Genomic DNA, 11,138 nt, shown 5'->3' with positions numbered 1-11,138 from the left:
CTCGGCCACGGCCGGTGTGTCCGGGACGCGGGCCGCGCGGCTGAACAGGGCGACCGCCTGCGCCGGCGGCAGGACGTCCAGGGAGAGGGTGCGGGTGTCGTCCAGGCCGGTCAGGCGGCGCCGTAGGCGGGGAGCCAGCCGACGCCGGTCCGGCGGGTGACGGTCTCGGCGACGCTCGGGGTCACCGGGGTCGCGCCCCACATGATGAAGCGCAGCGAGGAGAGGTCGTACGACTCCAGGTCCGGGTGCGAGGCCAGCGCGAGCGCGATCGGCGCGACCGCCATCTCCACGGTGATCCGGTCCGACTCGATGTGCCTCAGCACGAGATCCAGGTCGAACCGGCGGTGCAGGCGCAGCCGGATCCCCGTGTCCAGGGCGGTGACGATGTTGAGCAGGCCGAGGATGTGCGAGGGGGGCGTGGTGATGTGCAGCCGGTCGGCGGCGGTCAGCCCCAACGCGTCCCGCCAGTGCCGGACCGCGGCGCCGAACGAGGCGTGCGTGTGCCGGACCGCCTTCGGCAGCCCGGTCGTCCCGGAGCTGAAGACCAGCGCCGCGTCGGCGTGCTGGTCGACCTCGGGGAACGTGCGCCGCCCGGGGGTGATCGGCGCGTCCAGGTGGCGCATGGGCATCAGGCCGGCCAGCACGTCGTGGTCACCGACCGCGTGCGACGGGCTCGTGATCGCCAGGGCGTGCTCGACGTCGCCGCGCTTCCACGCGGGGCTCAGCAGGACGGCCGCCGCGCCCAGCCGCCAGATCGCCTGGACGGCGATCACGAACTCGGGGCGGTTCGACGACATGAGCGCCACCCGGTCGCCCGCCCGGACGCCGCGTTCCGCGAGCTCCGCCGCGAACCCGCCGGCGAGCCCGTCCAGCTCCGCCGCCGTGTACTCCCGCTCCTCGAAAACCAGTGCGCTTCCACCGCTCACAGCGAGTCTCCCGGGTGGGGGTGCCGCGGTCACGTCTCCGACGCCGGCGGTCGCGCCGCCCGAGGCCCCGGGCGGCGCGACCCTCCGGTCACTTCGGCTGTTTCCAGGGCTCGGCGATACCGCCGACGGAGGTGCCCGGCTGGTAGGGCAGGTTGTCCTTGGGCTCGAACGGGTGATGCGAGGCGGCGGTGAAGCCGAAGCACCCCCAGGCGCCGCAGAACTTGTTCGTCTCCAGCCACTTCTTCATCGCGGCGCTGTCGAGCGACTTGGCGCCCTCCGCCGACATTTTGATCATGAGCATGGAGTCGTACGCCTTGCCCCAGAAGCCGCCCGGGTCCTTGCCCAGGTTCTGGCGCACGCCATCGAACAGACCCTGGACGTCCTTGCCCAGCGGCTTCTGCGTCTGCGGCGTGCTGCCGAACGGAATGATCTGCTTGGCGGCCTCGGCGGGCAGGAGGTTGAGCGTGTTGTCCTCACCGATCGCCTGGTTGCCCATGATCCAGCCCTTGTACTGGACCTGCATCAGCGACTTGATGATCGAGGCGAAGTCGGTGGCGGCGGCGGCGCCCGTCACCACGACATCGGCGCTCCGCGCGGCCGTCGCCTGGGCGGTGACGTCCGGGGCCCCGGCCGAGAACTGCTGCGCGCCGAGATACTGGAGCTTGCACGGGGCGCTGCCGATATTGTGCTTGATCGAGGCGTCGGTCTCCGTTCCGAGCGGATTGTTGACGACGATCGTGGCGACCGTCTTCGCGCCGAGCTTGCACGCGTGCGCCAGTTGCGCCTTGCCTTCGGCGTCCTTCCACCACTCGTTGTGGAAGGTGAAGGGGTACTTCTCGGCATTGCCCGCGTCGGTGAGGGCGGACATGTTGATGTTGATCAGCTTGGCCCGGTTGAAGTAGGGCAGCACGGCGCTGGTCGGCCCGGAGAGATAGGGCCCGACGATGACGTCGACCTTCTCCTTCTGGATGAGCTTCTGCGCGGCGGGCACCGCGGTCGCCGGGGTGGCGCCGTCCTCCAGCCGGACGTACTCGATGGGCCGGCCGAGGATCGTCGGGTTCTTCTTCTTGAAGAACTCGAAGCCCTCGTTGTACCCCTCGGTGATCGACTTGAGCGCGCCGACGCTCGACAGCAGGACGCCGACCCTGATCGGCTTGCCGTCGTCGCCCCCCTGCCCGCCGGTGGACGCCCCGCCGCCGCACGCCGCCGTCGCGGTGAGGAGGAGTGCGGTGAGGGCTGTCATGAACAGGGGTGGTCGAGGGCGTGAACCGGTGAGCCTCACGCTGCCTCCCAGGAGGTCGATGGGTCGCGTCGGCCGATGATGGCTGATTTCTGCATCGATATCAATATTGAGTACAAGATGTAGTGTCGCCGACACGCTGGGTGCCGTCCCGCGGAGGGGGCCGATACCGCCGCAGGTGACGCCCCGGACCACCCCGGGAGGCGGCCGGGCGGCGCGGGCCCGGCCGCGCGCCGGGACCGTGACTTTCGCCATGACTTCGGGTTCACTGCCGCGGAGGAGCGACCGTTAACGTGGGTTCGCGTTCCGGCGCAGTCTGAAGGAAGGGGCACGATGGCCGAGAGAGAGAAGCGGGCACGGCGGCCGAACGCGGCGTCGAAACGACCGCATGCCCGATCCTCATCTCAGGCCGACCCGACGCCGCGTTCCCCCAAAGGGGCCCGCACGAGGGCACGCCTTCTCGAAGCGGCGAAGCGGGTGTTCGAGCGCGACGGCTTCCTGGACGCGCGCATCGCGGACATCGCCGACGAGGCGTCGATGTCGCACGGTTCCTTCTACCACTACTTCAATTCCAAGGAGCACATCTTCCGCGAGGTGGCCGAGCAGCAGGAGGTGAGCCTGCTGTCGTTCGTCACGGGCGAGGACGGGCCCCTCGACCCGATCGAGCGGATCCGCGCCGCCAACCGCGCGTACCTGACCGCCTACATCGAGTCCGCCGAGATCATGAAGGTGATCGAGGAGGTCTCCCGGTACGACGACGAGGTGCGGGCCGCCCGCGCCGCCCGCGACGACGAGTTCGCCTCCCGGCTGGAGCGCTCGATCCGGCGGCTCCAGAAGGAGGGCGTGGCCGACGCGCGGGTGGACCCCTGGTACGCGGCCAACATCCTCGGCGGCATGGTCGCCAAGTTCGCCGAGATGTACGTCCGGCAGGGCACCTACGAGCTCGAGAAGGCCCTCGACCAGCTGACGCTGCTCTGGGGAAACGCGATCGGCTCCCCCTCGCCGCCGTCCTGAGCCCCGCGCCCCCGTGCTCCCGGACCGCGTGACCCCATGACCCCATGACCGCGTGACCGCGCGGGGTCACGGGCGGCCGGGCTTGTGAACTTGTGACCGCGCCGGGGTTTCGGTCGTTCCGGGCGGTCCGGGCCGACGGGTCGGTGGCGGTCCGCGCGCACCCGGCACGGACTCGGAGACGGAGCGGGTCGGAACGGGCGCAAATTTGGTATTGATGTCAAAATTGAAAGCCTGCTACGTTCGGCCGGAACACGGAGGTTCCGGTTGATCGAGTTGCTGAACATCGTGCTACGCGCCGTGCAGACCGGCGCGATCTACGCGAGCATCGCCGTCGGGCTCAATCTCACGATCGGCGCGACGCGCATCTTCAACTTCGCGCACGGCGAGGCCGTCATGATCGGGGCGATGCTCGGCGTCATCCTGTGGTCGTCGGCCGGCCTGCCGGTCGTGCTCGCGGCGGCCGTGGCCGTCGCGGCGGCGGCGCTGTTCGGCGCGGTCACCGACCGCGTCGCCGTCCGGCCCCTCGGAGAGCGGGCGCACACCACGGCGATCGTGTCCACCCTCGCGATCGCCCTGCTCCTGACCTCGGGTTTCACCGAGGTGATCGTGCAGGGGTCGACGGGGACCGACACCCGCAGGTTCGACAGCTTCCTGCCCTGGACCGAGACGTACTCGATCGGCGGCGTGTTCATCACGCCCGATCGGCTGTTCCCCATCGTGGTGCTCGGTCTGATGCTGCTGTTCGTCCGGTGGTTCACGAAGTCGACGGCCCCCGGCCGGTCGCTCGGGGCGCTGGCCGACGACCGGGAGGCCGCCGCCATGCGCGGGATCCCCGTCCGGTCGCTCCAGACGATGGCGTTCGCGGTCGGCGCGGCGCTGGCGGCGATCGCCGGGTTCGCCGCCGGGCCCGTCACCCAGGCGAGCGTCGCCATGGGCGCCGCGCTGACGATCAAGGGCTTCGTGGCCGCCGCGATCGGCGGCATGCCGAGGATCTCGGGCGCCGTCGCGGGCGGGATGGCCCTCGGCGCAGTGGAACAGTTCACCGTCGGCTATCTAGACACAGGACTCCAGGACCCCATCGTGCTCATCGCGCTGGTCGCTCTGCTCTATGTCCGTCCCCAGGGCATCCTGGGCCAGTCCTACCGGGTCGTCTGATGGCGATGAACGTGCTGGGGCGGATCTCGATCGCCCGGACGATCCTCGTCCCCCTCGCCATCATCCTGGCCACGCCGGTCTTCTTCGACTCCTTCCGGCTCACGACCCTGACGACCGCGGCGACGTACTTCATCACCGCGCTCGGCTTCAACATCGTGTTCGGGTACGCGGGCACGATCTCGTTCGGGCACGCGGCGTTCGCGCTTCTGGGCGCCTACACGGTCGCGCTCGGGCAGTACCACTGGGAGTGGTCGTTCGGCGTCGGCGCGGTCGTCGCGACGCTGCTGTGCGTGGTGGTCGGCGTCGTGACGTCGGTGCCGTCGCTGCGGATGGCGCCCTTCGCGATCGCGGTCATCACGCTGCTCTACCTCGCGGCGCTCAACTCGTCGATCCAGTACTTCAAGAGCTTCACGCTGGGCGGTGACGGCGTCCCGGCGTTCCCCGCCGAGCTCGGCACGGCACAGCAGTGGTACCTGGTGACCGCGGTCGCCGCGGTGGCGTGGCTGTTCTGCCGCAACCTCATCAAGAGCCCGCTCGGCCGCTCGTGGGAGATCGGACGGGTCGCGCCCGAGCTGGCGGAGTCCCTCGGCGTCAACGTCCCCCGCACGAAGCTCGCCGCCGTCGGGATCTCCTCGGGGCTCGCGGGCCTGGCGGGCGCGATGTGGCCGATCCTCAACGGCTTCACCAGCGTCGAGACGTTCACGCTCAGCTACGCGATCCTCATCCTCGTCATCGTGGTGGTCGGCGGCCAGGCGTCGGTGAACGGGCCGGTGGCGGGCTCGATCATCGTCGCCGCGATCACGCTCGGCCTGAACGAGAAGTTCGCCTCGGGCGGGACGGTCTCCTCGCTGGCCTATGCCGTCATCGTCCTCGCCGTGGTCCTGCTGGCCCCGGGCGGGACGGTCGAGCTCGTCAACCGGCTGTGGAGCATGCTGGCGGGCCGGTTCCGGCGGCCGCCGGAAGGCGCCGCGGCCGAGGCGGCCGAGGAGGCACCGGTCGAGGAGCTCATCGAGCGGACGATGCCCGAGACCGCGGGTGCGACGCTGGAGGCGAAGGGCGTCTCGTGGAACGTCGGGGCGGCGCGGATCCTCGACGACGTCTCGCTGGTCGCCCGCCCCGGCACGGTGCACGGGCTGATCGGGCCGAACGGGGCGGGCAAGACGAGCCTGCTGAACTGCGTCTGCGGCTACCTGGAGCCCTCGGCCGGCTCGCTCACGATCGCCGGCCGGCCGCTGACGGGGAAGCCGTCCAAGCGCAGCCGGTCGGGGCTGTCGCGGACCTTCCAGCACCCCGCGCTGCTCGATCACCACACCGTCCTCGAGAACCTCATGCCCGGCATCGACTCGCACCGGCGGGCGACCTACGCCGAGTACCTGTTCCGCCTGCCCCGGGCCGTCCGCGAGCGGCGCGCGATGCGCGAGGAGACCGAGCGGTGGCTCGAGGTGGTCGGCCTCGGCGGGGTGCGCGACCACGAGGCGCGCACGCTCGGGCCCGGCCAGCGCCGCCAGCTCGAGATCGCGCGCGCCCTCGCGACCCGGCCGCAGGTCCTGCTCCTGGACGAACCGGCGGCCGGGCTGACGGTCGCGGAGCTCCGGACCGTCGAACGGATCATCCGGGCCGTCGCCGACCGCGGTGTCACGGTGATCCTCATCGAGCATCATTTCGACCTGGTGCTGCGCGTCTGCGACGAGGTGACCGTCCTCGACGCGGGCCGGGTGATCTTCCGGGGGACGCCGTCCGGCGCGGCGCGCGACGAGACGGTCGTCGAGGCCTACCTCGGCACGGACTCCACGGGCCACGAGACGATGAAGGATGCCCACTGATGCGGTTGCGAGCCTGGAAGAAGGCCCCTCCGACCCTCCCCGAGGGGGGCGCGTCGCTGGTCGTCGAGCGGCTCGTGGCCGGCTACGGCGCCGACGTGCTCCATGAGGTCGGCCTGGAGGTCGCCCCGGGGGAGATCGTCGCGCTGCTCGGCGCGAACGGCGCGGGCAAGTCGACACTGGCGAAGTCGATCATCGGCCAGCTGCGTCCCGGCTCCGGCCGGATCACCCTGGACGGGCACGACATCACCGGGCGCCCCACCGGCGAGATCATGAGGCGGGGGGTGGCGCTGGTGCCGGAGGGGCGCCGGGTCTTCGCCCGCCAGACGATCGTCGAGAACCTCCTCATCGCGGCCTGGGTCCGCCGCCACGAGTCCGACGCGGTCCAGCGCGACATCGAGGAGCTGCTCCGCCGCTTCCCGATCCTCGGCGAGCGGCGGTCCGCCTACGCCAGCTCGCTGTCGGGCGGGGAGGCGCAGCTGCTCGCCATCGCGATGGCGCTGGTGGTGCGCCCCCGCCTCATCGTCTTCGACGAGCCGTCGCTGGGCCTGTCACCGATCGCCGTCGAGCGCATGGGCGAGGAGATCGCCGCGCTCGGGGCGGCCGGCACGTCCGTGCTGCTGATCGAGCAGAACGCCAGGACGGCCCTGCGGATCGCCGCGCGGGCCTACGTCCTGGAACGCGGCCGCGTGCAGGTGTCCGGCACGTCGGACGAGCTGCGGGCGAACGACGAGGTCCAGGCCGCCTACCTCCGCCTGTAGCCGGCGGCTTGCGAAGGGGCCCGGTGCCCACCGGGCCCCTTCCGGCATAACGGGTATTGTTGCTGGTAAGGACCTATCCGCTAGACGAGCGACGACGGTCTCCACGTAGCGCACGCGGGCGAGGCCGGTCATCGGGCGTGGCCGTCAAGGACCTCACCGGGCCCTGCCGGCCACCTCTTGATCATGCCGGTGCGCCATGGACGCCGGGCGCTGCCCAGAGATGCCCGGGTGACTGGCATGAAGGTTCCCGCAGGGCCGATCCACTGGCCGCAATCGATCCGCGGGCAGCTGACGATCATCGCGGTCGTCGTGGCGACGCTGCTGTTCGTCCCGGCCTGCCTGGCCAGCGCGGTGCTGGCCAGGAACGTGCTGGCCGGCAGCACCTGGCGCCACCTGCGGAGCACCGCCGCGACGACCGCGACCGCGGTACGGCAGGGCGCGGTGGCCGGAACGACCGCCGGCACGGGAGCCGGGGCGGAGGCGGGTTCGGTGGTGCCGCACGTGCCGAAGACCGACCTGGTCCAGGTGGTGGCGCCCGGCCGGAGGGTCATCGCCGCCTCGCCCGCCGCCCGCGGGCGCCCGCCGATCGCCACCGCGTGGCCGACGGCGGTCCGGCCCTGGATGAACGTCCGGGTCTGCGGACGGGGCCAGGGCGGGTGCCTGCGGATCTCGGCCGAACGCGTGTGGCCCGCCGCCGGTTCGCCCGTGGTGTATGCCGGCAGGCGCGCCCCCAGCGGCCTGACCGTCGGAACGTTCGACACGCTCTTCGCGCTCCAGGCCCTCGCGCTGATCGGCCTGGCGGGATGGGGAACGTGGAAGATCACCGACCGGGTGCTGCGCCCCGTGCAGGCCATCAGCGGCGCCCTGGGCAGGATCAACGTCAACCACCTGACCGACCGGGTTCCCGATCCCGGGACGCGGAACGAGGTCGCCCAGCTCGCCCGGACCGTCAACGCCACCCTGGGAAGGCTGGAGCACGCCGTGCAGCGGCAACGGCAGTTCACCGCCGACGCCTCGCACGAACTGCGCACCCCGCTGGCCGGCCTGCGCGTCCAGCTCGAGGAGGCGCGGCTGCACCCGGAGGACACCGACCTGGCTCCGCTGCTCGACCGCACGCTGAGCGACCTGGACCGGATCCAGTCCATCATCGCCGACATGCTCCTGCTGGCCCGCGTCGAAGCCGGCACGGCCCAGACCGCGGAGCCGCTCGACCTCACCGAACTCGCCCGCCGGCACCTGTCGGGGCGTCCGGGGGAACCGGTGGAATCGTCCCTGGAACCCGCCGTGATGATCAACGCCTCGCCGGAACTGGTCGACCGGGTCCTGGGCAACCTGCTCGACAACGCCCACCGGCACGCGCACCACCAGGTGCGCCTCAAGGTCAGCCACGACTCGGGCAGCGCCGAACTGCGCGTCTGCGACGACGGCGACGGCATCCCGAGCGCCGACCGGGACAGAGTCTTCCAGCGGTTCGCCCGGCTCGACAGCGCCCGCAGCCGCCACCACGGAGGCACCGGTCTGGGCCTGGCCATCGCCCGCGACATCGCCCACGCCCACCAGGGCACCCTCACCGTCGAGGACTCCCCGCTGGGCGGGGCATGCCTGGTCCTGCGCCTCCCCCTCGGCCCGCTCCCCGACGGCCGGCGCCCCTGACGGGCGCCCCTGTCAGGCGCCCGGGGCGAGCTCCCGCAGGATGGCCTGCCCGGCCGCGCGGTGCTCGGCGGCCGCGGGCGGGTCCGTCTCGTCGAGGACGGCGGCGACTCCCTCGTGTGCCAGCGCCTCCGCGTACCTGTACCCCAGGCGCGGGGCCAGCTCCAGCGCCTGCCGGTGCAGCCGCAGGGCCTCGCCGGGAAGGCCGGCCAGCCGGCAGGTCTCGGCGTAGCCGTCCAGGAAATGGATCTTCCAGTGTTCCTCGAACAGCTCGTCCAGCAGGGCGAACGCCCGCCGGTGGCCGGCGAGCGCCTCCTCGTACCGGCCCGTCCGCCGCAGCGCGACGCCCAGGCAGTTGAGGCACCACGCCTCGTTGTGCCTGTGCCCGTCCTCGCGGGCCAGCGCGAGCGCCTGCTCCAGGTGCGCCATCGCCGCCTCGGGCTCCTCGTCGGCGATGGCCACGCCGAGGGTGATCCGGGCCGTCAGTGTGGGCGGCCAGGCGGGATCGGCGTGCGGAACGTCCAGCGCCTCGCGGGCCAGCCGCGCCGCCTCCTCGCGGTGTCCCAGCTGCAGCATCGCCCACGCCTCGTACGCCGTCGCGTGGGCCGCGCCCATCGGGCAGCCGGCGTCCGCGTACAGCCTGCCCGCCAGCCGGAAGAGGTCGAGCGGCTCCTCGACGCGGCCCTCGTCCCACCTCAGGTAGCCGCGGCGCATGGTCAGCTCGGCCTCGGATCTGCCGCCCCCCGCCTGGGACACCAGCGGCGCCGCCGCCTCGTACGCGGCGTCCGCCTCCGCCATCCGGCCCGCGTTGTAGCGGGCGAAGCCCAGATCGCTGTGCGCCTCGGCCAGTTGCAGCGGATCGCCCAGGCGCTGCGCGGCGACCAGCGACCGCTCGAAGAGGACGTTCAGGTGCGTCGTGCCGCAGCGCCGCGCGAAGAAGGCCCGCATGAAACGCGGCAGCTCGCACACGTGCGCGTCGGCTCCGGCCGCGACCGCCGCCTCGAAGACGGCCATCAGGTTGGTGTACTCCGTCCCGAACCAGAACAGCGCCGCGTGCTTGCCGGCGAACGCCGGCAGCTCGGCCGGAGGCCGGCCCGCGGAGACCTCCAGGACGGGCGGCAGGTACGACATCGCGGCGTCGGCGGCGGCCGCCGCGTGCACGTAGTAGTCGAGCACCCGGCCCAGCGCCCGCTCCGGCTCCGCCGGCGGGTCCTGCTCGGTGGCGGCGCGGCGCGCGTGCTGGCGGACCAGATCGTGCAGCCGGTAGCGGCCCGCCGCGGGCTGCTGGACGAGGTGCGCGTCGAGCAGGTCCTCCAGCATCTCCCGGGCGGTGCGCAGCGGCACGTCCGCCAGCGCCGCCGCCACGTACTCGTCGAAGGCCGCGACGGGCAGCAGGCCCAGCAGCCGGAAGAAGCGGCGCTGCGCCCGGTCCAGCTGCCGCACGGACATGGCGAACGCCGTGTCGAACTCGGAGGCGCCCTCGGCCATCCGCTCGACGAGGACGCCCACGGTCCAGCCCGGCCGGTGCCGCAGCCGCGCCGCGGCCAGCCGCAGCGCCAGCGGCAGGTGGCCGCACAGCCGCAGCACCTCGGCGGCGGCCTCCGGGTCGCGGGACAGCCGGCCGTCCGGTCCGGCCGGGTCGCCGCTGGCGCGGGCCAGCAGCTCGGCGCTCTCCCGCTCGGTCAGCACGTCCAGCGACACCGGGGGCACCTCGTTCAGGCCCAGCAACCGGTTGCGGCTGGTGATCAGCGCGACGGACGGGCCCGCGCCCGGCAGCAGCGGGCGGACCTGGTCGGCGTCCGCAGCGTTGTCGAGGACCACGACGGCCCGCCGGTGCGCCAGCTCCGACCGCCAGCAGGCGGCCAGCGGCTCGATGCCGCCCTCCTGCGGGATCTTCTCCGACGGCACGTCGAGGGCGGCGAGCAGGGTCCGCAGCGCGGGGTCGGGATCGAGCGGCTCCCGCCCGGCGGTGAACCCGTGCAGGTCGACGTAGAGCTGGGCGTCGGGGTACTCGGCGGCGAGCCGGTGCGCGGCGTGCACCGCCAGGCAGGTCTTGCCGACGCCCGCCATCCCGTCCACGGCGACCACCCGGCTGCCCTCCACCGCGGCGAGCACGGCGGCGAGCTGCTCCTCGCGCCCGGTGAAGTCGGGCACGTCGCGCGGCAGATCGTTGCGGGGTGGACGCGGCGCCCCGGCGGGCGGCGCCGGGGGCTGGACCTGGCGGCTGGTCTTCGGAGGCGCCGGCAGCGGGTTGGAGGCCCGTTCCCACAGGGGGCGCAACGGGCGCGGGTCGCGCTTGAGGAGTCGGCAGAGCGCGATCACCGCCGTCCAGGGCGGCACCGTCTGGCCGCTCAGGTAGCGCGACAGCGACGACGAGCTGAGGCCCGCGTCCCGCGCGAGGGCCCGGACGCCGCGTCCGGACACCTCCTGGAGCAGGCGCAGCCGGGCCGCCAGCTCGTCCTGCGGATCGTCCTTCCCCGTCGGCTGCCGCTGTACGACCACCGTTCCCCCGCCTTCCCGTCCCACCCCGGCGGAGCTTTCCCGGGACGGGTCTTCGCTGCTCAGAGCCGTT

8 protein-coding genes are annotated in these 11,138 nt (G+C 72.7%); 5 read left to right on the top strand and 3 right to left on the bottom strand.

Annotated features, from left to right (window positions below; translation table 11 throughout):
- Positions 1 to 110 precede the first annotated feature (110 nt).
- Together ACFPZN_RS45680 and ACFPZN_RS45675 are read right to left on the bottom strand one after the other, a co-directional pair.
- The gene (locus ACFPZN_RS45680; protein ID WP_378289458.1) at positions 111 to 926 is read right to left on the bottom strand and encodes a class I adenylate-forming enzyme family protein; all 816 of its coding nucleotides are present in this window, start codon (positions 924 to 926) and stop codon (positions 111 to 113) included.
- An 88-nt stretch (positions 927 to 1,014) separates the two neighbouring features.
- A complete protein-coding gene (locus tag ACFPZN_RS45675; RefSeq protein ID WP_378289456.1) occupies positions 1,015 to 2,169 on the bottom strand; it encodes an ABC transporter substrate-binding protein in 1,155 nt (384 codons plus the stop codon).
- Positions 2,170 to 2,499: 330 nt separating this feature from the next.
- On the opposite strand from ACFPZN_RS45675, the gene ACFPZN_RS45670 reads away from it, so the two are divergent.
- The 5 genes from ACFPZN_RS45670 (at position 2,500) to ACFPZN_RS45650 (ending at position 8,569) form a co-directional block, all read left to right on the top strand.
- On the top strand, positions 2,500 to 3,180 hold the full coding sequence (locus ACFPZN_RS45670) for a TetR/AcrR family transcriptional regulator (protein WP_378289454.1): 681 nt from the start codon (positions 2,500 to 2,502) through the stop codon (positions 3,178 to 3,180).
- A gap of 264 nt (positions 3,181 to 3,444) precedes the next feature.
- Complete coding sequence (locus ACFPZN_RS45665) at positions 3,445 to 4,335, top strand: branched-chain amino acid ABC transporter permease (protein WP_378289452.1); 891 nt, start codon at positions 3,445 to 3,447, stop codon at positions 4,333 to 4,335.
- Entirely contained in the window at positions 4,335 to 6,158 is a 1,824-nt protein-coding gene (locus ACFPZN_RS45660) for a branched-chain amino acid ABC transporter ATP-binding protein/permease (RefSeq protein WP_378289450.1), read from the top strand. Before ACFPZN_RS45665 ends, ACFPZN_RS45660 begins: the two co-directional genes overlap by 1 nt.
- Positions 6,158 to 6,916, top strand: a complete 759-nt coding sequence (locus ACFPZN_RS45655) for an ABC transporter ATP-binding protein (protein ID WP_378289448.1) — start codon at positions 6,158 to 6,160, stop codon at positions 6,914 to 6,916. The genes ACFPZN_RS45660 and ACFPZN_RS45655 overlap by 1 nt, the downstream gene beginning before the upstream one ends.
- Before the next feature lie 237 nt (positions 6,917 to 7,153).
- Positions 7,154 to 8,569, top strand: coding sequence for a sensor histidine kinase (locus tag ACFPZN_RS45650; protein WP_378289446.1), 1,416 nt, complete (start codon positions 7,154 to 7,156; stop codon positions 8,567 to 8,569).
- 12 nt (positions 8,570 to 8,581) lie between these two features.
- Here the strand turns inward: ACFPZN_RS45650 and ACFPZN_RS45645 are convergent, their stop codons facing one another.
- Positions 8,582 to 11,068, bottom strand: coding sequence for a tetratricopeptide repeat protein (locus ACFPZN_RS45645; protein WP_378289444.1), 2,487 nt, complete (start codon positions 11,066 to 11,068; stop codon positions 8,582 to 8,584).
- Positions 11,069 to 11,138: the final 70 nt, after the last annotated feature.

The sequence above is a fragment of the Actinomadura rugatobispora genome (assembly GCF_042656285.1).
Taxonomy (GTDB): domain Bacteria; phylum Actinomycetota; class Actinomycetes; order Streptosporangiales; family Streptosporangiaceae; genus Spirillospora; species Spirillospora rugatobispora.
Note: the sequence above shows the minus strand (reverse complement) of the source record. Positions and strands in the feature narration are given on the sequence as shown.

What these genes read in the sequence shown, in the direction of transcription:
- ACFPZN_RS45675 (WP_378289456.1), bottom strand. Translation starts at nt 2,169, where the DNA reads ATGACAGCCCTCACCGCACTCCTCCTCACCGCGACGGCGGCGTGCGGC.
- ACFPZN_RS45670 (WP_378289454.1), top strand. Translation starts at nt 2,500, where the DNA reads ATGGCCGAGAGAGAGAAGCGGGCACGGCGGCCGAACGCGGCGTCGAAA.
- ACFPZN_RS45660 (WP_378289450.1), top strand. Translation starts at nt 4,335, where the DNA reads ATGGCGATGAACGTGCTGGGGCGGATCTCGATCGCCCGGACGATCCTC.
- ACFPZN_RS45655 (WP_378289448.1), top strand. Translation starts at nt 6,158, where the DNA reads ATGCGGTTGCGAGCCTGGAAGAAGGCCCCTCCGACCCTCCCCGAGGGG.
- ACFPZN_RS45650 (WP_378289446.1), top strand. Translation starts at nt 7,154, where the DNA reads ATGAAGGTTCCCGCAGGGCCGATCCACTGGCCGCAATCGATCCGCGGG.